Here is a 22496-nt window from a genome sequence, read left to right as displayed (position 1 = left end):
GTACAAGCCTAAAGTCGCCGCTAAACGGGCACTCGCCACACTCCCGAGACCACTTCACGGCAGTTTTGCAACGCCGTGACGTCCAGCTGCCGTTCGCAGGCGAGCGCCCGCAGTGCCAATCCGGCGTAATGGGCGGCCAGCTGATCCAGGGTGAGCGGCCCCGCCGGCGAATACCAGCGCGCGACCCCGCTGCACATCTCCACCAGCGCGAGCCGGGTGACCGACGGCTGGTCGGTGTGGAAGACGCCGGCCGCGACACCGTCTTCGATGGCGTCCGCCCACAGCTTTTCGTAGGCGTCGCGCAGCCCCACCACTTCGGCCCTGGCGCCCGCGGTGAGCGCGTGGACCTCGTTGTCGACCACGCGCGTGTCGTCCGGCTGGATGGCGTGCGCGAGCACGTGCAGTGCCACCAGGGATCCGAGCCGTGACACGGGATCGGTGAGCCCGGCGGTCGCCTGCTCGGCCGCGTCGGACAGGCGCCGCAGCGACTCGTTCATGATGGCGACCAGCAGGTCCTCTTTGGTGCCCATGTAGTGGTACAGGCTGGCGGAGGACAGCTCCGCCTCCTGGGCCAGATCCCGGATGCCGGTGCCGTGGAACCCCTTGGTGGCGAACAGTTTCACCGCCGCCTGGCGGACCCTTTCGCGGGTGTTCACAGCCATGACTCCGTGGTCCTGTCCCAAGAACCGGCGCGGAGGTCTTCCGCCTTCTTGAGCTCGCCCTTCGCGACCCGTTCCGACGGTGTCATCGGCAGTTCCGTGACGATGGTCCAGAACCGCGGGACCTTGAAGTAGGCCAGCTTCGCCGAACAGAACTCCGCCAGCTCGGCCGGTTCGCACCGGTGACCCTCGTTCTCGTCGAGGACGAGGTACGCCTTGACCTCTTCGCCGCGGATGTCGTCCGGCACCGCGATGACGGCGGCGAGCTTGACCGCGGGATGCAGCTGCAGCGCCCGTTCGACCTCGTCGGCGGAGATGTTCTCCCCGCTGCGGCGGATCATGTCCTTGGTGCGGCCCACGTAGTACACGCGGCCTTCGCCGTCCATTGTGGCCAGATCACCGGTGTGGAACCAGCCGCCGTCGAAGGCGCGCCTGGTCGCTTCGGGATCGTCGTGGTAGCCGTGCATCAGGCCGACGCCGCGGATCAGCAGTTCGCCGGTTTCCCCGCGCGGCAGCGGTTTCCCGTCCGCGTCCGCGATCATCACCTCACGGGTGGGCGCCGGCCTGCCGAGGCAGCCGGTGCCGACGGTCTCCTCGTGATCCGCCGGGTACATCCGGATGTCGCCGCCGGTCTCGGTCATGCCGAAGGCCTCGAACCATGGCGCGCCCCAGCGTGCTTCGAGCGCGGCGTGCAGGTCACGCGGGATGGCCGAAGCGCAGATCGCGCGGACCTGGTGCGCCTTGTCGAGCTCGCTTTCCGGCTGGCGCAGCAGAAGGGTGGGCATCAGACCGAGGCAATAGAACCAGGTGACCCCGTGTTCGCGGATCTTCTCCCAGAACGTCGACGGGTGGAAGCGGTCGAGCACCACCAAGGTCGCGCCGCCCGCGAGCCCCAGCGCCACGTTCCACTGTGGATCGATGTAGTGGAACGGTTGCGCGGTCAGGATGACGTCGTCCGCGCCGACCGACGGATGGTCCGTGGCCAGGCTGATCGCCAGCGTCGTCCAATACCTGTTCGGCAGCACGCAGCCCTTGGGCGCGCCCGTGGTGCCCGAGGTGTACTGGATGTTGACCGGACGTTCGCCTTCCGACCAGAAGGTCATCCAGGCACCGTCCCGGGGCGCCGCGAGTTCGCCGGGCGTGAGCACGCGTTCCAGCGAGGTCTCCGGCGCGATCTTGCCCAGCAGCTCCAGGAATTCCTCGGCGACGACGGCGAACCTGGCGCCGGAATGCCGCAGCACGTGGGCGCCGTCGAACTCGCGGTATCCGGTGTTGACCGGGACGAGCACCCCGCCGATCTTGGCCAAGGCCAGCCACAGCAACGGGAATTCGGGCTGGTTGCGCAGCATCACCGCGACCCGGTCGCCCGGGGTCACGCCGAGGTCGAGCAGCGCGCGGGCGTACTCCGTGCTGCGCGCGTCGACGTCGGCGAAGGTGAAGCTTTCCCCGGTGGCGTCGAAGATCCACGCCGTCTTGTCCGGCCAGATCGCGGCGGCCCTCGTGGTCAGGCCGGAGAGGGTGTCGATCCCGGCGAGCGAGGTCATGACCGGCTCCGGAAGGCCTCGGACGAAGCGGCGACCTCGGCGGAGTGCTCGGTGATCAGCGCGTGGCTGACTTCGAGTTCGAGCGCGGCTTCGAGCGAGCTGTCGATGCCGGAATCGAGGGCGCGTTTGGCCATCGTGGCCGCGGCGGCCGGGTGGGAGGCGATCTTGACCGCCCACGCGAGTGCGGTGTCCATCAGGTCGTCGGCGGGTACGGCGGCGTTGACCAGGCCGAGTTCGTACGCCTCGGTGCCGCTCACGCGTTCGCCCAGCAGGAGGAGTTCCTTGGCCTTCAGCGGGCCGACCAGCAGCGGCAGCAACCGCGACGCCGCACCCGTGACGCTCAGGCCCAGGGAGACCTCGGGGAAGGCGAACACCGCGTCTTCGGCGGCGAGGATCAGGTCGCAGCCCATCGCGAACTCCGCGCCCGCACCGATCGCGTAGCCGTGGACGGCGGCGATGACCGGCTGGCGGAGGCCGCGAAGGCGGCGCGTCACGTCCTGTAGCCGGTCGAGCCGCGGGCGTGAATCACCCTCGGGGGTGGGCTCTTTGAGGTCATGGCCGGCGCAGAAGGCGCGTCCGCGACCGGCGAGCACGACGGCGCGCGCGTCCGACTTGGCGGCCGCGTCGAGCGCCTCCAGCAGGTCGTCGACCAGTTCGGCGACCACCGCGTTCAACCGTTCGGGGCGGTCCAGCCAGATCACAGCGATTCCGTCGTCGAGTGCGTAGTCCACGGTGCTCATGACGCCGAGCCTAGACGACCGATCGATCGATCGATAGAGTCGAAATCATGCGGGTCGACACGGTCTACGAGAACGCCCGGTTCCTCACCGGAACGGGGGAATCCGTAGCGCTTGCTGCGCTGAACGGACGAATTGTGGCGTTAGGTCATGATGCCGCCGCGCTTTCCGCAAAGCGCCGCGTGGACCTCGGCGGCTCGGTGGTGGTGCCCGGATTCCACGACGCGCACAACCACATGGCCTGGTTCGGCATGGCGCTCGACGACGTCGCCCTTTCGGATTGCCGCAGCGTCGACGAGGTGTACGACGCCGTCGCGCGGCGCGCGGCCGAAACCCCGCCGGGCGGCTGGATCATCGGCAGCGGCTACGACCAGAACAAGCTCGTGGGCGGTCATCCGACGAGGCAGGGCCTCGACCGGGCCGCCCCCGGGCACCTCGTGCGGCTCAAGCACACGTCCGGGCACATGACCGTGGTCAATTCGGCGGTGCTGGAGCAACTCGATCTGGGCAACGTGCCCGTCGGCGGTGACGTCGTCCGCGACGAGGACGGTTCGCCGACCGGGCTCTTACGGGAGCAGGCCCAGCTCATGCTGCGGCCGCTGACCTATCCGACGCCGGTCGAGCGGGTCGTCCGCGGGCTGGACCGGGCGAGCGAGCGCTACCTGGCCGAGGGCATCACGAGCGTCCAGGAGGCCGGGATCGGCGGGGGTCTCGTGGGGGAGACCCCCGCCGAACTGGCCGCGTACCAGCTGGCGCGCGAACGCGGGGTGCTGCGTGTGCGGAGCACGGTGATGGTCGCCGCGAGCGTGCTCCACGACCTTGATGCGGGTGCGGGCTTCGGCCTGGACCTGGGGATGCGCACCGGCTTCGGCGACGAATGGCTGCGGATCGGCGCGATGAAGCTGTTCGCCGACGGCTCGCTGATCGGGCGCACCTGCGCGATGCACGAGCCGTTCGCCGGCGAAACGGACAACGTCGGCTACTTCCAGGTGCCCGAGGACGAGATCGCGCGGACGATCGCCGCCGCGCACAAGGCGGGCTGGCAGATCGCGACGCACGCCATCGGCGACCGCGCGATCACCGTCGTCCTCGACGCCTACGAAGCCGCGCTGAAGGCCGACCCGCGTCCCGGCCACCGGCACCGCATCGAGCACTGCGCGGTGCTGCGGCCCGAGGAGCTGAAGCGGCTGGCGTCGCTGGGGCTGATCGCCTCGCCGCAGGGCCGGTTCGTCAACGAGATCGGTGACGGGATGCGGGCCGCCCTCGGCCCCGAACGCGAGCCGTGGTGCTACCGGCTCAAGACCCTGCTCGACGCGGGATGCGTGCTGCCCGCCAGCTCGGACCGCCCGGTCGTCGAGGGCGCGCCGCTGCTCGCGCTGGCCGACATGGTGCGGCGGAAGACCGCGTCCGGGGTGGTGCTGGGTCCCGATGAGCGGCTCACCCCCGCCGAAGCCCTGCGCGCGTACACCTACGGATCCGCGTACGCCGCTTTCGCCGAGAAGGACCTGGGCACACTGGAGGTCGGCAAGCTCGCGGACTTCGCCGTCCTCTCGGCCGACCCGACCGACGAGTCCACTTTGGATTCGATCCACGTCGTCGCCACCGCCGTCGGCGGCGACATCGTCTACGAACGGAGCTGAGACCCATGCCGGTGCGGGACGCGGTCGCGGACGACATCGAGGAGATCTGCGCGCTCATCGAGGAGCACGCGGTCTACGAGGACAAACACGATCTGAAGCTCGACAGGCAGGAGATGGCCGGGTTCCTCTTCGGGCTCGATCCGAAGGCCTGGGTGCTGCTGGCCACCCCGCCGGACGAGCCGGGCAAGGTCGCGGGCTTCGCCTTCTGCAGCTGGAACTTCTCCACCTGGGAGGCCCGGCCGGGGATCTGGCTCGACGACCTCTTCGTGCGCCCCGAGCACCGGCGTTTCGGCCTCGGACGGGAGCTGCTCGACGAGCTGAGCGCGCGGACCCCCGGCCGGGTCGAATGGGACATGCAGGAGGGCAACGAGAAGGGCGAGGCGTTCTACGCCCAGCTCGGCGCCGACCCCGTCCCCGGCTGGATCCGGTACCGCTGGCGGCCGCACGCTGGGTGATCCGCGACCGGGCGGCAAGCCGTAAACTCGCATCCATGGGTGAAGGGGCAAGTCGCAGGTCGTCGTCCGTGGAGGACTACGTCCGGGTGATCTACGGGCTGGTCGAGCGCGGCGAGGCCGTCACCAACACGTCGCTGGCCGGACGGCTGGAGGTCAGCCCGTCCTCGGCGTCCGGCATGGTCACCAAACTGTCCCAGCTGGGGCTGGTCGCGCACGTCCCGTACCGCGGGATCGAGCTGACCACCGAGGGCAGGCTGCTGGCCCGCTCGGTGCTCCGCCGCCACCGGCTGATCGAGACCTACCTGGTGTCCGAACTCGGCTACACCTGGGACGAGGTGCACTCGGAGGCGGACGCGCTCGAACACGCGGTGTCGGACAGGCTCGTCGAGCGGATCGCGGCGAAGCTCGGCAACCCGATGCGCGACCCGCACGGCGACCCCATCCCCGCCCCCGACGGCAGCGTCGAGGAGATGCCGATGCGCATCCTCGACGACCTCCCGCCCGGCGCGGTCGGCGAGATCGTCCGCGTCTGGGACACCGATCCGGAACTCCTGCGCTACCTGACCGAGCATTCGATCGGCCTCGGCGAGCGGATCGAGGTCGTCGAGCGCCAGCCGTTCGGCGGCCCCATGGTGGTCAAGGTCGGCTCGCCGCCCGACGCGGCCACCCACGCGATCGGCAAGGAGATCGCGCAAGCCCTGTCGGTCGCGCTACGCTGAGGCTCGTGTCCACTGTGGACGCGTTTCGGCGGGGGCGCGCGGTGGGAATTTTCCCTACGTCCCTGCATAATTCGGCTCCTCCGCACGTCACCCACATGCCGCGCGGAAAGGTGATCTAAGGCCCTTCCGATCATGTGTCCCCCCGCCTAGGCTGCGCATTTCCGGGTGGCTAGCGAGCGTGCGAAGGCGATGAAGATGACCGGTCAGCGGACACACACCATCGACCGGGGGGTGGCGGAAGGACGTGAACTCAGGCGGCTTTTGGAGACCGGGCCGTTCGCGGACGCCCTCAGGGCGGCGATCAGGGCGAGGGGCCTCGGGCTCGATCGGATCCGGTACCGGCTGAGGGGACGGGGGTGTTCGGTCAGCCTCGCGACCCTGAGCCATTGGCAGTCGGGACGTTGCCGTCCCGAACGGCCGGAATCCCTGCTGGTGCTCAAGAATCTCGAGGAGGTCCTCGGGGTGCCGCCGGAGTCGCTGTCGCGGCTTCTCGGGCCGCCGCGCGGGCGGGCGGCCCGGTGTACGGTGCCCGGCGAGGGCCTCGTGATGCAGAGAGGCCGGGACACGTAAGGAGCGCGAGTGCGGGCGGTCGTCTTCGAGGAGTTCGGGGTGCTGCCCGAGGTACGCGAGGTGCCGGATCCGGTCGCGCCGCCGGGCGGGGTGGTGATCGCCGTCGAGGCGACCGGGGTGTGCCGCAGCGACTGGCACTCCTGGCAGGGACACGACACGTCGGTGAAGCTGCCGCACGTCGCCGGGCACGAACTCGCCGGCCGGATCGCGTCGCTCGGCGAGGGCGTCCGGGGCTGGTCGGAGGGCGACCGGGTGACCGTGCCGTTCGTCTGCGCGTGCGGCACCTGTGCCCAGTGCGCCGCCGGTGACCAGCAGATCTGCGACCGCGAGTTCCAGCCGGGCGCGACCCATTGGGGTTCGTTCGCCGAGTACGTGGCCATCGAAAACGCCGAGGTCAACCTCGTCGCACTCCCGGACTCGCTGTCCGCAGCCGAGGCGGCGGCGCTGGGTTGCCGCTTCGGGACGGCGTTCCGGGCCGTGCTGCGCCAGGGCGGCGTCCGGCCGGGTCAGTGGGTCGCGGTCTACGGCTGCGGCGGCGTCGGCGTCTCGTCGATCCTGCTGGCCGTCGCGGCCGGTGCGTCCGTCGTCGCCGTCGACCCGTCCCCGCACGCCAGGGCGATGGCGACGCGGATGGGGGCAGCTTTGGTCGTCGATCCCTCGGCGTTCGACGGGCATGAGGCGGTCTCAGCGCGCGTCCGGGAGCTGACCGGCGGCGGCGCGCACGTCTCGCTCGACTGCCTCGGCTCGCCGACCACCTGCGCCGCCTCGATCGGGAGCCTCCGCAAACGCGGACGGCACGTCCAGGCCGGTCTGATGCCGCCCGCGCAGGGCATCGCGCCGATCCCGATGCACCGGGTGATCGGCGGGGAACTGGAGATCGTCGGCATCCACGGCCTGCAGGCGCACGAGTACCCCGAGATGCTGCGGGTGGTGGAGACGGCCGGGATCGACCTCGAAGGCATGATCGGCAAGCGGGTCGGCCTCGACGACGTCCCCGCGGTGCTCGCGGAGATGAACGATCCGGTGCCCGCGCGGGCCGGGGTGACCGTGGTCGAATTCGCACAGTGACCGGGTGAACGCCTTACGGTCAACCGGCCGATCGGAGTAGTCCGAAAGGTGGCTTCCGCGGCCGCTTTGTGGCAGCTTGCTTGGCCGTGACAGTCATGGATGCCCCGGTGGGGCCACGATTCGGCCGTCGCGTGCTGCGCTGGTTCACCACGGCCGGTGTCATGGTGCGGGGCCACCGGATCATCGGCGCGCGCCCTGGCAGACTCGACGTGTGGACGCGCTGATCCCCCGACCGCGGACCGAAATCGCGCCCGGCGCGGTGCATGTTCCGGACTGGCTCGACCTCGACGGGCAACGACGCCTGGTCGAGGCCTGCCGCGGCTGGCGCGGCTATCGGCGGACGCGGCTGCCGAACGGCGGCGTCATGTCGGTGCGGACGGTCTGTCTCGGCTGGCACTGGCATCCGTACCGGTACGCGAAGGTGACCGACGACGGCTCTCCGGTGCTTCCTTTTCCTTCGTGGCTGGGAGACCTGGGGCGACGGGCGGTTTCGGCCGCTTATGGTCCGACGTCGTACGAGCCGGACATCGCGCTGGTGAACTTCTACGACTCCGCCGCGAAAATGGGGCAGCATCAGGACAAGGACGAGGCTTCGCTGGAGCCCGTGGTGTCGCTGAGTCTCGGGGACGCCTGCGTCTTCCGGTTCGGGAACACGGCCGATCGCGGGCGGCCCTATACGGATGTGGATCTGCGCTCGGGGGATCTGTTCGTGTTCGGCGGGGAGTCGCGGCTGGCCTTCCACGGAGTGCCCCGGGTGTTGCCGGGGACGGCCGATCCGGCGCTGGGTCTGGTGGGGCGGTTGAACATCACCTTGCGGGTTTCGGGCCTCGTGAGTGGTAAGGACGGTTAGAGGGGCCGGCCTTGCTCGGGGTTGCGAAAGCCACTTTCGCAACGTCTGATGTCCCGAAAGTGGACCGGTTTGTCGATGAAGGATTTGGGACGTTCACTGTCCCAAATCCTTCATCAACGAATCCAAACGTGGAGAAGCCAGGACGTACAACGCCCGAGTCCTCGGGTTCGACCCACACCAGTGGGTAAGCAGTACAAGTCCCTCAAAGTGGCTTTCGCGACACACCACCAGCACCTCCACGGACGGTAAGGACGGTCAGAACTGTCCTTAACACTCACGAGAGGCGGAAAAGCACCCGCTGCCCCGGCCGCACCTGCGCGGCCAGATCCAGATCCGCTTCCTCCACCACCGCGATCACCGGATAGCCCCCGGTCACCGGATGGTCGGCCAGGAACAGGATCGGCTGCCCCGAAGGCGGTACCTGCAACGCCCCCGGTACGGCGGCCTCGGGGGGCAATTCGCCACTACGCGCCCGCGACAGCACGGGACCGTCCAGCCGCACGCCCACCCGATCGACGTCGGCGGTGGCGACATAACCCGCGGAGACCAAAGTGGACAGTGCGTCGGGAACGAACCACGAAGCCCGGGGCCCCGGAGTCACGCGCAGAACCGGGACGTCCGGCAAGGGCGCGCGAGGAGCGAGATCCACCCCGGGGTGGGGCAGAACCCGTTGCCCCACCGGCAAGGTCATCCCGGCGGAGAGCGCGGGCGGACCGAGTTTGCCCAGTGTGTCGGTCGCCCGCGCGCCCAGCACCGAGGGAACGTCGATGCCGCCGCGCACGGCGACATAGCACCGCAAACCGTGAGAAGCCATCCCGAGGACGAGTTCCTCGCCGGGGCCGACCGGGATCGGTGAGCCGGGGCCGAAAGCCCGTGTGCCGACGGTGATCGAGCACGGCGCGCCGGTGACGGCGACGGTCGCCGGAGCCGGGAACCGCAGGGCGAGGCCGCCCAGAACGCATTCCAGGGCCGCGTGGCCCTCGGGGTTGCCGACCAGCCGGTTCGCCAGCCGCAGCGAACCGCGGTCGGCGGCGCCGGACCGGCCGACGCCGATCGCGGCCAGCTCCGGTCGCCCGAGATCCTGCACGGTGGTGAAAACGCCGGGCCGGAGCACTTCGATCTTCGCGGTCATGAAGTGAACCGGATCCTGGTGCCCGGCGCCAGCAGATTCGGCGGCTCCCGTTCGACGTCCCACACCGGCAGCGTGGTGCGTCCGATCAGTTGCCAGCCGCCGGGCGAGGCGTTCGGGTACACCGCCGTGTACTCGCCCGCGATCGCGACCGAGCCGGCAGGCACCCGGGTGCGCGGGCTCGTCCGGCGCGGCAGGTGCAGCGCGGGATCGAGCCCGGTCAGGTACGCGAAACCCGGGGCGAAGCCGCAGAACGCCGAGACGTAGGTGCCGTCCTCGTGCCGCCGGACGACGGCTTCCGCGGACATGCCGGAGGCGGCGGCGACGTCGGCCAGGTCGGGCCCGTCGTAATGCACGGGCACGACGATTTCGGCGGCCTCGCGCGGTTTGGTGTCCACTGTGGACCGATGGAGGACGTCCTCGGCGAGCCGGTCATGGTGGGTGCGGCCGGGGTCGAACCGGATGAGCAGGGTCCGCGCTGCCGGGACCAGTTCGAGGACGCCGTCCGGCGGGTCCTGCTCCAGTGACGCGTGCAGCCCGAGCACCTCCGACGGATCGTCGAAGTCGACCATGGCCGCACGCGCCCCATAGGGCAGCACTCGCATCATGCGGCCTCGATGAACGATCCGATGTGGACACCGGAGGCGTCGAGTCCCGCGCGGATCCGGCGCGCCAGTTCGACGGCGCCGGGGGTGTCGCCGTGCACGCACAGCGAATGCGGTCGAAGCGCCAGTTCGGTCCCGTCGGCGGCGACGACCTTGCCGGTGGTCGCCATCGCGACCGCCCGCTCGGCCACCTCGTCGGCGTCGTGGAGGACGGCACCCGGCAGTTTCCGGGAGACGAGAAGGCCTTCGGAGGTGTACGCGCGGTCCGCGAACGTCTCGGCGTACGCGGGGAATCCGGCCTTTTCCGCCTGCTTGGCCATTTCCGATCCCGGCGGGCACAGCAGCGCGAGCCCGGGACGGAACCGCCGGATCCCCTCGACCACGGCGGCCGCCTGCTCCGGATCGACCGCCGCCGTGTTGTACAGCGCCCCGTGCGGTTTGACGTACCGCACGCTCGTTCCCGCCGCGCGGGCGAACGCGTCGAGCGCGCCGATCTGGTAGAGCACGTCGTCGGCCAGATCGGCGGGCGCGACGTCCATCGCCCGCCGCCCGAAACCCGCCAGATCGCGATAGGCGACGTGGGCGCCGATGACGACGCCCCGTTCCGCCGCGCGCTCGCAGACCCGCCGCATCACCGACGGGTCGCCGGCGTGGAAGCCGCAGGCGACGTTCGCGCTGGTGACGATGTCGAGCATGGCGTCGTCGTCACCCATCTTCCAGGCGCCGAAACCTTCGCCCAGGTCACTGTTGAGATCCATCAGGCCACCCTGAACTCACTGTCGAGCTTGTCGGTCACGAACATGTAGCCCGGCGCGTGCGTGATCGCGAACGGTGGCCGCGAAGCCATCAACGCCGCCTGCGGGGTCACGCCGCACGCCCAGAACACCGGCACGTCGCCGGGGGCCGCGTCGACCGGGTCGCCGAAATCGGGCTTGCCGAGATCGGTGATGCCGAGCGCGGCGGGGTCGCCGATGTGCACCGGCGCACCGTGCACGGCGGGCATCCCGCGGGTGATGCGCACGGCGTCGTCCACGCGGTCTTCGGGGATCTGCCGCATCGAGACCACCATCGGCCCGTGCAACCGCCCGGCCGGGACGCATTCGCGGTTCGTCACGTACATCGCCACGTTGCGGCCCTGCTCGACGTGCCGCAGCGGGATGCCGTCGGCGGCCAGCGCCGATTCGAAGGTGAAACTGCAGCCGATCGAGAACGTGACCATGTCGCTGCGCCACAACCCGGTCGCGTCCGCGAGCTCGCCCGCCAGCGCGCCGTTCTGCCAGACGCGGTAGCGCGGCAGGTCGGTGCGCAGATCCGCGCCGGGCGCCAGCCTGGTCGACGGGTCGCCGGGGTCGCTGACGTCGAGCACCGGACAGGGCTGCGGGTTCCGCTGGCAGAACAGCAGGACGTCGTAGGCCCAGTCCTCGGGGACGGCGATCAGGTTGGTCTGGGTGAAGCCGTTCGCCCAGCCGGTGGTCGGGCGGGCCGTGCCCGCGCGGAACAGGGCTCGGGCCTCGGCGGGGGACAACGTCGCCGGGTCGTCGAAGGTGGTCATCGCGGTGCCTCCTCTTCCGATTGTGGTCACAGCAGTTCGCGGCCGCGAGTCTCGGGCAGGCCGAGCAGCGCCAGCACGGCGATCCCGTAGCCGACCGCGCCGAACACCATCGCGCCGCCCGCGCCGAGGAATCCGACCACGGCGGGGAACGTCGCGCCGATGGCCCGGCCGAGGTTGTAGGTGAAACCCTGCCCGGTCCCGCGCAGCGCCGACGGGTACAGCTCCGCGAGGAACGCGCCGAACCCGCTGAATATCGCGGACATCGAGAACCCGAGCGGGAAACCGAGGAACAGCACGAGCGTGTTCGCGCCCGCCGGGATCTGCGTGTAGGCGACGATGAGGCCCGCCGACAGCACCGAGAACAGCAGGAACGTCTTCTTGCGGCCCAGGAGATCCGTGAGATAGCCGCCGGTGACGTACCCGATGAAGGCGCCGGAGATGAGGAACGCGAGATAGCCGCCGGTGCCGATGACGGTGAGGCCGCGGGTGGTCTTCAGGTAGCTCGGCAGCCAGGTCGCGAGCGTGTAGTAACCGCCCTGGACACCGGTGGCGAGCAGCGCGGCGAAGAACGTCGTGCGCAGCAGGTCGGGCTTGAAGATGCCCGCCAGCGAACCGCGTTCCTTCTTCGTGGCGCGGGCCGCTTCGGCGACGGGCGCGTCCTGGACGTTGCGGCGGACCCACAGCACCAGCAGCGCCGGGATGACGCCGGTCCAGAACATGACGCGCCACGCGACGTCCGGGCTCCAGATGCTGAAGACCACCGTGTAGACGACGACGGACAGCGCCCAGCCGACCGCCCACGCGCTCTGCACGAAGGCGACGGTCCGGCCGCGGTACTTCGCCTGCGAGTACTCCGCCACCAGTGCGGCGCCGGCGGCCCATTCACCACCGAAGCCCAGGCCCTGCAGGGCGCGGAAGATCAGGAGCGTCTCGAAGTTCGGGGCGAACCCGCAGAGCACGGTGAAGACCGTGTACATCGCGATGGTGATCTGGAGGGTGCGGACCCGGCCGATGCGGTCGGCCAGGACGCCCGCGCCGATCCCGCCGATCGCCGAGACCACCAGCGTCGTGGTGCCGAGCAGGCCCGCCTCGCCGCCGGAGAGGCCGTAGTAGGCGGTGATCGCGGCCAGGCCCAGCGGGAGGGTCTGGTAGTCGAACGAGTCGAGCCCGTATCCGCCGAACGCGCCGACGAAGGCCCGGCGGCCTCGCGAACCGAGCGTGCGGAACCAGGCGAAGGGGCGTGTGTCTTCGGTAGTGGCTGTCGCGTCCATCGGCACCTCCAGAGGTGGATCCCATCGTGGCACGGGTCACATGGGAAGCCACTGTAGGTATTGTTCAACAATTCCACAAGAGGATCCTTGGCTCGGTCTCTTGTAGCCGGTTAGGATCGGTCACGTGACGATCGCGGAGGGTGGTCCTGCCTCGGTTCAAGGACTCGAAGCGGATCGCGGCATGGTGAGCCGCACCAGTACGGCCGAAAGGGTGGCGGGTGTCCTCCGCACGCGCATCGCGGAAGGGTTCTTCCTGCCCGGCGTCCGGCTGTCGGAGCACGACATCGGCTCGGCGCTCGGCGTCTCCCGCAACACGCTGCGCGAGGCGTTCCGGCTGCTCACGCACGAACGCCTGCTGACCCACGAGCTCAACCGCGGCGTCTTCGTGCGGGTGCTGCCCGTCGAGGACGTCGTCGACCTCTACAAGGTGCGCAAGGTCGTCGAGTGCTCGGCGGTGCGGGCGGTGACGGAGAAGCCGCCGACGTTCGCGAAGCTCGCGCGTCTGGTCGAGGACGGCAGGGTCGCCGAGCGGAGTGAACGCTGGCAGGACCTCGGCACCGCGAACATCCGGTTCCATTCGGCGATCGCCGAACTGAGCGGCAGCGAGCGGATCGACGAGCTGATGCGCGGCATCCTGGCCGAGCTGCGGCTGGTGTTCCACATGATGGCCGACCCGCGGCGCTTCCACGAGCCGTACCTCAAGCGCAACGCGGAGATCCTCGAACGCCTCGAGGCCGGCGACGGCCTCGGCGCCGAAAAGCTCCTCGCGCAGTACCTCACCGACGCCGAAAACCAGCTCGTCGAGGCCTACGCCGAGCGCTCCCCCTGACGCATTTCGTCCTCTGAATGCGGTGGTTCGGGATGCGAACCACCGCATTCAGAGGACGAAACGCGTGGGGGTGCTAGGGGGTGACCCACTTCTGGTTCGCGCCGCCCCCGCAGGTCCAGATCTGGAGTCTGGTCCCGTTCGCGGAGCTGTTCCCGGTGGCGTCCAGGCATTTGTTCGCCTGCGGGTTCACGATGTCGCGCGCGCCGCTGATCGCCCATTTCTGCGCGCCGGTTCCGTTGCAGTCCCACAGTTGCACGGCCGTGCCGTCCGCGGTTCCGCCGCCGGAGACGTCCATGCACTTGCCGAGCGCGCGGAGCGTGCCGTCGCCGCCGACGGTCCAGTTCTGCGCGGCGTTCCCGTTGCAGTCGGTGAGCTGGATCGGGGTGCCGTTGGCGGTGTTCGCCCCGGCGACGTCGACGCATTTGCCGCCGATACCGGTGATCCGCCCGGTCCGCCCCGCGGTGTCGCTGGAGTTGACGTGCACGTAGTCGACCACGAGCCGCTGCGGGAAGACGGTGCTGGAGTTCGGGTCGCCCGGCCAGTAGCCGCCGACCGCGAGGTTCAGGATCAGGTAGAAGGGGTGGTCGAACACCCAGCGGTTGCCGTTGAGATCGGCGGGAGTGCGGGTCTGGTAGAGGTTTCCGTCCACGTACCACTTGATCTGGTTCGGCGCCCAGTCGACGGCGTAGGTGTGGAAGTCGTCGGAGAAGTTCGGGCCGTTGTAGGCCGCGCCGATGCCGCCCGCGCCGGAGTAACCGGGGCCGTGGAGGGTGCCGTGCACCGTGTTCGGCTCGAAGCCGACGTTCTCCATGATGTCGATCTCACCGCTGTTGGGCCAGCCGACGTTGCCGATGTCGGCGCCGAGCATCCAGAACGCGGGCCACATCCCTTGTCCGCGCGGCAGTTTCATCCGTGCTTCGAACCGGCCGTAGGTCTGGGTGAACTGGCCCTGCGTGGACAGCCGCGCCGAGGTGTACTCGCAGCGCCCGTACCAGCAGTTGTAGTTGCCCGGGTTCTCCTTCTTCGCGGTGATGACCAGATTGCCCTGGCCGTCGAGCGCCGCGTTGTTCGTCCCGGACGTGTACCACTGCCGCTCGTGGTTGTTCACGTTGTCGCCGGTCTCGAAATGCCATTTCGAGGTGTCGATACCCGCGCCGGCGGGTCCGTTGAAGTCGTCGGTGAACGTGGCGGCCATGACCGCGGCCTCGGCGGCCGGGGTCTGCGTGGTGGCGGGGAGTGAGCCGAGGAGAACGCCGGCGGCGAGGAACGCCGCCCAGCGGAAGCGGGAGGAGATGGACATCGTTGTCGCCTCTCTTCGCAGGCGGGAAACCACTTTGTTGTGCCTGACAACAAAGTATGCATGGTCTCAACCATTGCGACAAGACGTATTTTTCGACCTCGAATTAAGGTCAGGCGGCGGTCCCCCGCTTCGACCCGGCGGTCCGTGGGTCCGCACCCTGCTCCAGGAGGGCGGCGACCGGGAGGGTGGCGGCTCCTATGGCGACGGCGTCCGGCCCGAGCTGCCCGAGTTCGATCTCGGTCTGGTCGAACACGTGCGCCAGCGCGTGCTCGCCCGCCACCCGCCGGATCTCGGGGAGGTAGTGCTCGCCGAGCGCGAGCCCCGCCCAGCCGCCCAGCACGATCCGCTCCGGGTTGAACAGATTGATCAGATTGCCGATCCCGGCGCCGAGGTAACCCGCGGTCTCCTCCAGCACCTTGGCCGCGGCCTTGGCCTTGCCCGCCGATTCCAGCAGGGCCGCGAACTGTGTCTGCTCGTCCTCGTCCGACGCCGTCTTTCCGCCGCGCGCCTTGCGATAGCGGGCGAGGACGCCCTCCGCGCCGACGTAGGACTCCAGGCAACCGCGCGCTCCGCAGCGGCATTCCTGCCCACCGTAGACGATCGTCGTGTGGCCCCATTCGCCCGCGCTGCTGGTGGAACCCCGGTACGTGGTGCCGTCGGTGACCACGGCCGCGCCGACGCCGGAGCCGATCAGCGCGATCACCGCGTGCCGGGCGCCACGGCCGGCGCCGAACCACATTTCGCCCTGGCCCTGGGTTTTCGCGCCGTTGTCGACGAACAGCGGCAGCTCGACGCCCTCCGCGCGCAGGAGTTCGGTGAGCGGAACCTCTTTCCAGCCGATGGTGGGCGCGTGCACGCGGAGCGCCTCGCCCTGCTGGACGGTGCCGGGGACGCCGACGCCGACACCGAGCACGGTCGACTCGTCGATCCCCGATTCCGCGATCACTTCCCGGAGTCCGGACGCCACCTGGGTGACCGCCGCGGCCGCGTCGGGGCGCCGGGAGGCGAGAGGATGTTCGACGGTGGCGAGCCGGTTCATGGTGAGGTCGAACAGCTCGACCTTCACCCCGGTCTCGCCGATGTCGACGCCCGCGACATGGCCGTACGCCGGGTCGACGCGGAGCAGGACGCGCGGCCTGCCGCCGTCGGATTCGACCAGGCCGGCCTCGATGATGAGGCGTTCTTCGCCGAGTTCGGCGGTCACGTTGCTGACGGTCGCGGCGCTCAAACCGGTCAGACCGCTCAATTCATGGCGGCTGAGCGGGCCGTCGAAGTAGAGTTTCGACAGGAGGAGGGAACGGTTGTGCCGCCGCAGGTCACGGACGGTGGTGCGCTTGGCAGGCATGCGGATACCCATCTTATGGCGGCGGACCTTTCCAGGATGCCCCACGACCTTAGCCTCCGCCATGTATCAACTGGTGAAATAAGGCGGGAAGAGGGTCATGACGGGGGAGGACGAGCTCATCGGCTCCTTGCCGCCGGACTTCCGGTGGGGGGTCGGCAGCTCGGCGTACCAGATCGAAGGCGCGGTCTCCGAAGACGGACGAACACCGTCCATTTGGGACACCTGGGCCCAGTCGCCGTGGTCGGTCGACAACGGTGACACCGGCGAAATCGCCTGCGACCACTACCACCGGATGCCCGCCGACATCGCCCTGCTCAAGGAACTCGGCGTCGACACCTACCGGTTCTCCGTCTCCTGGCCCCGCGTTCAGCCGCGCGGACGCGGCGGCGTCAACCCCGCCGGGATCGCCTTCTACGACCGGCTGGTCGACGAACTGCTCAACAACGGCATCGATCCCTGGCTGACGCTGTACCACTGGGATCTGCCCCAGCATCTCGAAGACGCGGGCGGCTGGCCCGCGCGCGACACCGCCGTCCGGTTCGCCGATTACGCGATGCTCGTGTTCGAGCGGCTCGGCGATCGTGTCCGCCACTGGACCACGCTGAGCGAGCCGTGGTGCACGGCCATGCACGGGTACGTCCACGGCGTGATGGCGCCCGGCCGCCGGGACGCGAAGGCGGGGATGGCGGCGGCGCATCACTTGCTGCTCGGCCACGGTCTCGCGGTGCGGCGGATGCGTGAACTCGCGAAACCCGGCACGAAGTTCGGCATCACGCTCAACCTGAGCACCGCCGACCCGGAAACGCCCAGCGAGGCCGATCGCGAAGCCGCCCGCTTCGAGGACGGGCTCGGCACGCGGTTCTACCTCGACGCGCTCGTGCACGGCCGGTACCCGGAGGACGTCCTCGAGACCCTTGCGCGTCAGGGCATCCGCCTGCCGTCCGAGCCGTGGGATCCGGCGATCATCGCGGCACCGCTCGATTTCCTCGGCGTCGACTACTACTTCGGGACGCGGTACTCCGGCGTGGAGGAGAACGGGAACGCGGTGGAGCATTTCGGGTTGCCCGCGTTCCGCAAGGTCCCGTTCGGAGTGCCGTCGACGGTGCTGGGCTGGGAGATCCTGCCGCACAAGCTCACCGAACTGCTCGTCCGGATCGGCCGGGATTACCCGGGCTTGCCGCTCTACGTCACCGAAAACGGCGCCGCGTTCGCCGACGTCCCCGACGAGACGGGGTTCGTCCGCGACGACGACCGCGCCGCGTACCTGTCCGCGCACATCGCCGCCACGGCCGCCGCGCGGCAGGCGGGCGCGGACGTCCGCGGCTATTTCGCCTGGTCCTTTTTGGACAGTTTCGAATGGGCGTACGGCTACGCGAAACGGCTCGGCCTGGTCCGGGTCGACCGGGAGACGCAGGCGCGGACGATCAAGCAGAGCGGGCTGGCCTACCGCGACGTCGTCCACCGGGTGCGCGGCAGCCGGCGGTAGGGCCTGCTCCACCATCGAACCGGCGGTCCGCTCCATTCTTCCCGATGGCCCGGCGTTCTAGGTTCGGCAGCGGAAGTTGTTGCCGGTACCGGAAACCGTGGGGGACAGTGATGACCGTCAGGCTAGAACGACGTGACCAGCCGGAGACGGCGCCACGGAAACCGTGGTGGCGAAGGCCCTGGGTGGGGCCGATGGCCGTCATCGTCGTGGTGTTCCTGGCCTTTTCGATGCCGCCGTATCTGTCGCTGGACCCGTCGCAATCGCGGGTGCCGCAGCCGCCGGGGTTCACGTCGCACTACTGGTTCCTCTCGGCGCACGTGCTGTTCGGCTCGATCGCGATGATCTCCGCGCTGCTCCAGATCTGGCCGTGGTTCCGGGCGAAGTATCCGGCGGTACACCGGAAGCTCGGCCGGGTGTACGTCTTCGCCGGGGTGCTCCCGGCCGGATTGATGGCGCTGACCGTCGGCGCCATGAGCCCGTTCGGCCCGACGACGCGGGTGGCCAACGTCGTGGCCGGGGTGCTGTGGCTGGCCTGCACGTTCGCCGGCTGGCGCGCGGCACGGCAGCGCCGGTTCGCCGACCACCGCCGCTGGATGGTCCGCAGTTTCGCGCTGACCATGTCGATCATCGTCAGCCGGGTGGTCGGGCCGATCGCGATGATCTCACTGGAGCCGCTGATCCCGACCACGTTCGGCGGCAGCGGGCTGGCCTACCTGCAGTCGGTCTCGGCGATCACCGCCTGGTTGAGCCCGACGCTGGTCCTCCTCGCCACGCAGTGGCACCTCGACCGGCGTCCGGCTAAGAAGAAGCCAGCGATCGCGCGATGATCGTCCGCTGCACTTCGGACGCGCCTTCGTAGATCCGCGGCGCCCGGACCTCGCGGTAGAGGTGTTCGAGCAGATGCCCTCGCCGCAGCGCCCGGGCACCGTGGATCTGCACGGCCGAATCGACGACGTACTGCGCGGTCTCGGTGGCGAACAGTTTCGCCATCGCGGCCCGGCCGGCGAGGTTCCGCTCGCCCGCGTCGTACGCGGCGGCCGCGGCGTAGACGAGCAGGCGCGACGCTTCGGTGCGGGTCGCCATTTCGGCGAGGGTGTGCGCCACGGTCTGCTGTTTCAGCAGTGGCCCGCCGAACGCCACCCGGGTCTGGGCGTGGGCGACGGCGGCGTCGAGCGCGGCCTGCGCCATCCCGACGGCGAACGCGCCGACACTCGGCCGGAACAGGTCCAGCGTCCGCATCGCCACGCCGAAGCCACGGTCCTGCTCGCCGAGCAGTTCGTCGCGTTCGACGCGGACGCCGTCGAAGACCAGGGTGCCGATGGGATGCGGGCTGACGAGGTCGAGGTGCTCGCCCGACAGCCCGGCTCGATCGGCCGGGACGACGAACGCGGAGACCCCGCGCGATCCCGCTTCCGGTGTGGTGCGGGCGAAAACGCTGTAGAAATCGGCCTCGGGGGCGTTGGAGATCCACATCTTCTCGCCGGTGAGCCGCCAGCCGTCGCCGTCGGGTTCGGCGGCGAGTTCCAGTGCGGCCGCGTCCGAACCCGCGTTCGGTTCGGTGAGCGCGAAAGCGGCCACGGCGTCGCCCGCTGCCACGGCGGGAACCCACTTCGCGACCTGCGAGTCCTGCCCGGATTGCAGCACTGGATACGTGCCCAAACCCTGTAGCGCCAACGCCGTCTCGGCCTCGGTGCTCTGGCTGGCCAGGGATTCCCGCAGAATGCAGAGATCCGTCGCGGCGGCCTCCCGGCTCGGGCTGCCGCCGTCGACCCCGGGGAACAGCCGGGCGAGCAGGCCGAGCGCGCCCATTTCTTTGAGCAGCGGCCGGTTGACCGCGCCTTCGGTGCCGGATTCGGCCAGCGGACGGAGCTTTTCGGCGCCCAGCCGACGGACTTCTTCGGCGAAAGACTGCTGCTCGGGGCTCAAGGCGAAGGCGGTCATCGGTCGCTCCCAGGTCGCCAGCGGGCGTGCGCGGTGCCGGGTTCCCCCGAGCGCAGCAGTTCCAGCCGTGGTTTCGGCCCGTCGGTGCGGCCGCCCTGCGGTTTCCGGCTGCCCGCCGCGAACTGTTTCGGCCACGGCATCGGGTAGCCCTGCTCGGCGGCGGCGTGCAGTGTCCACTGTGGATCGTAGAGGTGGGTTCTGCCAAGGGCGCACAGATCCGCGCGGCCCGCGAGGATCAGCGAGTTGACGTCGTCGTAGGAGGAGATCGCGCCGACGGCGATCACCGCGACTCCGTACTCGCGGCCGATCTCGTTGCGGATCCGGTCGGCGTACGGAGTCTGGTAGCTGCGGCCGTACTCGGGTTTCTCCTCGCTGACGACCTGCCCGGTCGACACGTCGATGCCGTCGGCGCCGTGCTCGGCGAACGCGCGGGCGATCTCCACGGCGTCGTCGACGTCGATCCCGCCGTCGTACCAGTCGGTCGCGGAGATGCGGACCGTCATCGGCCGCTCGGCAGGCCACGCCGCACGGACGGCGTCGAAGACTTCGAGCGGGAAGCGCAGCCTGTTCTCCAGTGAGCCGCCGTAGTCGTCGGTGCGCCGGTTGGTCAGCGGCGAGACGAAGGACGACAGCAGGTAGCCGTGCGCGCAGTGGAGTTCGAGCAGGTCGAATCCGGCGCGGGCGGCGGCGCGGGCGGATTCCGCGAACTGGTCGCGGATCCCGTCCAGTTCGGCCTTCGTGAGTTCGCGAGGGGTCTGGTTCGCTTCGCTGTACGGGATCGCGGACGGGGCGCAGATCTCCCAGTTGCCTTCGGGGAGCGGCTGGTCGATGCCGTCCCACATCAGTTTCGTGGAACCCTTGCGCCCGGAATGGCCGAGCTGGACACCGATCCGCGCGGGCGAATGCCCGTGGACGAAATCGGTGACCCGCTTCCACGCTCGCTCTTGTTCCTCGGTGTACAGGCCGCCGCAACCCGGGGTGATCCGGCCGGTCTCGGAGACGCAGACCATTTCCGTCATCACCAGGCCGGCGCCGCCGAGCGCCTTGCTTCCCAGATGTACCAGGTGGAAGTCGGTCGGGACGCCGTTTTCGGAGGAGTACATGTCCATCGGCGAGACGACGACGCGGTTCGGCAGGTCCAGGTTCCCGATGCGGAACGGCTGGAACATCGGCGGCCGAACCTCGCAGTCCACAGTGGACGCAAGCCAATTGTCGAGTTCCGCCGTGAATTCGGGATCGCGCAGCCGGAGGTTGTCGTAGGTGACACGGCGGCTGCGGGTGAGGATGTTGAACGCGAACTGCGCCGGATCCTGATGGGTGTACTGGCCCATGTTCTCGAACCATTCGAGGCTCGCCTGCGCGGCACGCTGGGTCGAGGTGACGACCGGCCTTCGTTCTGCTTCATAGGCTTCGAGCGCACTGTCCATATCGGACTGTTCGTGCAGGCACGCGGCGAGCGCGAGGGCGTCCTCCATGGCGAGTTTCGTTCCGGAACCGATGGAGAAATGCGCGGTGTGCGCGGCGTCGCCGAGCAGGACGACGTTCTCGTGCCGCCAGCTCGCGCAGCGCACGGTGGCGAAGGCGGTCCACTTCGAGTTGTTGGCGAACACCTGGTGGTCGCCGAGGACGTCCGCGCACAGCTCGCGGATGACCTCGATCGACTTCTCGTCGCTCTCGCCCGGCGCCAGTGAGGTCGCGGCGATCTCGCCGAACGCGCGCTGCCAGACGTCCTCGTGCAGTTCGAGGATGAACGTGCTCGCGGTGTCGCCGTACGGATAGCCGTGGATCTGCATGATCCCGTGCGGGGTTTCCAGGACGTAGAACTTGAAGGCATCGAAGACGAGGTCCGTGCCGAGCCAGATGTACTTGCAGCGCCGGGTCTGCAGGCTCGGCCGAAAGCTCTCGGCGAGGGCGTTGCGGGTCGGCGAGTTGACGCCGTCCGCCGCGACGACGAGGTCGTATTCGGCGCTCGCCTCGGCCGCGCTCGGCGCCTCGGTGCGGAACCGGACGTCGACGCCGAGCTCCGCGCAGCGTTCCTGGAGGATGCCGAGAAGTCGTTTACGGCTCATCGCGGCGAACCCGTGCCCGCCGGAGGTGTGCACCGTGCCGCGGAAGTGGACGTCGATGTCGTCCCAGCGCGCGAACTCGCGGCGCATGGCCGCGTGGATCACCGGATCGGCGTGCTCGATGCCGCCGAGGGTTTCGTCGGAGAACACCACCCCGAACCCGAAGGTGTCGTCGGGCGCGTTGCGCTCCCAGACGGTGATCTCGTGATCGGGATGGAGCTGTTTCGCCAGCGTGGCGAAGTAGAGCCCCGCCGGGCCGCCGCCTAACACCGCGATACGCACGTCGCTCAGGGTATGTCGCGGTATGTACGACCGTCAACGATACGGGATATGCTGACCCGTATGGAGCGCATCAACCCGCCCGAACTCGGCCGCCCCTCCGGCTTCTCGCACGCCGTCGCGGCGAGTGGCCGGTTCGTCTTCCTCGCCGGTCAGACGGCGTTGGACGAGGAGAACCGCATCGTCGGCGACGGCGTGGTCGAGCAGTTCGAACGCGCGCTGTCCAACCTGCTGACCGCGTTGCGCGCGGCGGGCGGGCAGCCGTCGGACCTGTGCAGCGTGACCGTCTACATCGTCGACATGGACGACTACCGGGCCCACGCGCGCGAGATCGGCGCGGTGTGGAAGCGGCTGGCCGGGAGCGAGTACCCCGCGATGGCGGGGATCGGCGTCAGCCGGCTTTGGGACGTGGAAGCGCTGGTCGAGGTGCAGGGCTTCGCGGTCGTTTAGG

The 22496-nt window shown here is 69.6% G+C and carries 22 protein-coding genes; 10 read left to right on the top strand and 12 right to left on the bottom strand.

The annotated features are described in order from the left end of the window. Window positions 1–20: 20 nt before the first annotated feature. Genes AMK34_RS11850 through AMK34_RS11840 form a run of 3 tightly spaced genes read right to left on the bottom strand, consistent with a single transcriptional unit; the run spans window position 21 to window position 2943 of the window. On the bottom strand, window positions 21–662 hold the full coding sequence (locus AMK34_RS11850; protein ID WP_143202434.1) for a TetR/AcrR family transcriptional regulator: 642 nt from the start codon (window positions 660–662) through the stop codon (window positions 21–23). Beyond that, complete coding sequence (locus AMK34_RS11845) at window positions 653–2203, bottom strand: ATP-dependent acyl-CoA ligase (protein WP_073845217.1); 1551 nt, start codon at window positions 2201–2203, stop codon at window positions 653–655. The genes AMK34_RS11850 and AMK34_RS11845 overlap by 10 nt, the downstream gene beginning before the upstream one ends. Continuing rightward, window positions 2200–2943: an enoyl-CoA hydratase/isomerase family protein gene (locus tag AMK34_RS11840; RefSeq protein ID WP_073845215.1), complete on the bottom strand. Its 744-nt coding sequence runs from the start codon at window positions 2941–2943 to the stop codon at window positions 2200–2202. Before AMK34_RS11840 ends, AMK34_RS11845 begins: the two co-directional genes overlap by 4 nt. 47 nt (window positions 2944–2990) lie before the next feature. Between AMK34_RS11840 and AMK34_RS11835 the strand changes: the two genes are divergently transcribed. From AMK34_RS11835 to AMK34_RS11810, 6 genes are all read left to right on the top strand, one after another. Next, window positions 2991–4580, top strand: a complete 1590-nt coding sequence (locus AMK34_RS11835) for an amidohydrolase (RefSeq protein WP_073845213.1) — start codon at window positions 2991–2993, stop codon at window positions 4578–4580. A 5-nt stretch (window positions 4581–4585) separates the two neighbouring features. Then, on the top strand, window positions 4586–5035 hold the full coding sequence (locus AMK34_RS11830) for a GNAT family N-acetyltransferase (protein WP_073845211.1): 450 nt from the start codon (window positions 4586–4588) through the stop codon (window positions 5033–5035). 35 nt (window positions 5036–5070) lie between these two features. After that, window positions 5071–5754, top strand: coding sequence for a metal-dependent transcriptional regulator (locus AMK34_RS11825; protein ID WP_037347949.1), 684 nt, complete (start codon window positions 5071–5073; stop codon window positions 5752–5754). 189 nt (window positions 5755–5943) lie between these two features. Then, on the top strand, window positions 5944–6324 hold the full coding sequence (locus AMK34_RS11820) for a transcriptional regulator (protein ID WP_073845209.1): 381 nt from the start codon (window positions 5944–5946) through the stop codon (window positions 6322–6324). Between the two features lie 9 nt (window positions 6325–6333). Continuing rightward, entirely contained in the window at window positions 6334–7392 is a 1059-nt protein-coding gene (locus tag AMK34_RS11815; protein WP_073845207.1) for a zinc-dependent alcohol dehydrogenase family protein, read from the top strand. A 211-nt stretch (window positions 7393–7603) separates the two neighbouring features. Further along, complete coding sequence (locus AMK34_RS11810) at window positions 7604–8242, top strand: alpha-ketoglutarate-dependent dioxygenase AlkB family protein (RefSeq protein ID WP_073845205.1); 639 nt, start codon at window positions 7604–7606, stop codon at window positions 8240–8242. Window positions 8243–8516: 274 nt separating this feature from the next. Here AMK34_RS11810 and AMK34_RS11805 read toward each other — a convergent pair whose 3' ends face one another. From AMK34_RS11805 to AMK34_RS11785, 5 genes are read right to left on the bottom strand one after another with little or no spacing between them, the layout of a single operon-like run. After that, a complete protein-coding gene (locus tag AMK34_RS11805) occupies window positions 8517–9374 on the bottom strand; it encodes a biotin-dependent carboxyltransferase family protein (RefSeq protein ID WP_073845203.1) in 858 nt (285 codons plus the stop codon). Then, the gene (locus AMK34_RS11800; protein ID WP_073845201.1) at window positions 9371–9976 is read right to left on the bottom strand and encodes a 5-oxoprolinase subunit B family protein; all 606 of its coding nucleotides are present in this window, start codon (window positions 9974–9976) and stop codon (window positions 9371–9373) included. Before AMK34_RS11800 ends, AMK34_RS11805 begins: the two co-directional genes overlap by 4 nt. Further along, window positions 9976–10734: a LamB/YcsF family protein gene (locus AMK34_RS11795; RefSeq protein ID WP_073845199.1), complete on the bottom strand. Its 759-nt coding sequence runs from the start codon at window positions 10732–10734 to the stop codon at window positions 9976–9978. The genes AMK34_RS11800 and AMK34_RS11795 overlap by 1 nt, the downstream gene beginning before the upstream one ends. Further along, entirely contained in the window at window positions 10734–11528 is a 795-nt protein-coding gene (locus AMK34_RS11790; RefSeq protein ID WP_038508034.1) for a putative hydro-lyase, read from the bottom strand. Before AMK34_RS11790 ends, AMK34_RS11795 begins: the two co-directional genes overlap by 1 nt. Before the next feature lie 26 nt (window positions 11529–11554). Further along, on the bottom strand, window positions 11555–12799 hold the full coding sequence (locus AMK34_RS11785; RefSeq protein WP_037347934.1) for an MFS transporter: 1245 nt from the start codon (window positions 12797–12799) through the stop codon (window positions 11555–11557). A 181-nt stretch (window positions 12800–12980) separates the two neighbouring features. On the opposite strand from AMK34_RS11785, the gene AMK34_RS11780 reads away from it, so the two are divergent. Then, entirely contained in the window at window positions 12981–13628 is a 648-nt protein-coding gene (locus AMK34_RS11780; protein ID WP_073845197.1) for a GntR family transcriptional regulator, read from the top strand. A 73-nt stretch (window positions 13629–13701) separates the two neighbouring features. Here the strand turns inward: AMK34_RS11780 and AMK34_RS11775 are convergent, their stop codons facing one another. Both AMK34_RS11775 and AMK34_RS11770 read right to left on the bottom strand, forming a co-directional pair. Then, the gene (locus tag AMK34_RS11775; RefSeq protein ID WP_073845195.1) at window positions 13702–14928 is read right to left on the bottom strand and encodes a glycoside hydrolase family 16 protein; all 1227 of its coding nucleotides are present in this window, start codon (window positions 14926–14928) and stop codon (window positions 13702–13704) included. A 109-nt stretch (window positions 14929–15037) separates the two neighbouring features. Beyond that, a complete protein-coding gene (locus AMK34_RS11770; RefSeq protein WP_083649842.1) occupies window positions 15038–16285 on the bottom strand; it encodes an ROK family protein in 1248 nt (415 codons plus the stop codon). 85 nt (window positions 16286–16370) lie between these two features. Between AMK34_RS11770 and AMK34_RS11765 the strand changes: the two genes are divergently transcribed. Beyond that, on the top strand, window positions 16371–17759 hold the full coding sequence (locus AMK34_RS11765; protein ID WP_038508039.1) for a GH1 family beta-glucosidase: 1389 nt from the start codon (window positions 16371–16373) through the stop codon (window positions 17757–17759). 191 nt (window positions 17760–17950) lie between these two features. Next, the gene (locus tag AMK34_RS11760) at window positions 17951–18586 is read left to right on the top strand and encodes a DUF2306 domain-containing protein (RefSeq protein ID WP_083649841.1); all 636 of its coding nucleotides are present in this window, start codon (window positions 17951–17953) and stop codon (window positions 18584–18586) included. Here the strand turns inward: AMK34_RS11760 and AMK34_RS11755 are convergent. Next, window positions 18558–19700 (bottom strand): acyl-CoA dehydrogenase family protein, encoded by a 1143-nt coding sequence (locus tag AMK34_RS11755; protein WP_073845191.1) that lies wholly within the window; start codon window positions 19698–19700, stop codon window positions 18558–18560. The genes AMK34_RS11760 and AMK34_RS11755 overlap by 29 nt on opposite strands. Beyond that, window positions 19697–22048 carry a bifunctional salicylyl-CoA 5-hydroxylase/oxidoreductase gene (locus tag AMK34_RS11750; RefSeq protein ID WP_073845188.1) on the bottom strand — a complete coding sequence of 784 codons (2352 nt, stop codon included), beginning with the start codon at window positions 22046–22048 and terminating at the stop codon, window positions 19697–19699. The genes AMK34_RS11755 and AMK34_RS11750 overlap by 4 nt, the downstream gene beginning before the upstream one ends. Before the next feature lie 48 nt (window positions 22049–22096). Between AMK34_RS11750 and AMK34_RS11745 the strand changes: the two genes are divergently transcribed. Beyond that, complete coding sequence (locus AMK34_RS11745) at window positions 22097–22495, top strand: RidA family protein (RefSeq protein WP_073845186.1); 399 nt, start codon at window positions 22097–22099, stop codon at window positions 22493–22495. The last annotated feature ends 1 nt before the right edge of the window (window position 22496 follow it).

This window comes from Amycolatopsis sp. CB00013 (genome assembly GCF_001905755.1).
GTDB lineage: Bacteria > Actinomycetota > Actinomycetes > Mycobacteriales > Pseudonocardiaceae > Amycolatopsis > Amycolatopsis japonica.
Note: the sequence above shows the minus strand (reverse complement) of the source record. Positions and strands in the feature narration are given on the sequence as shown.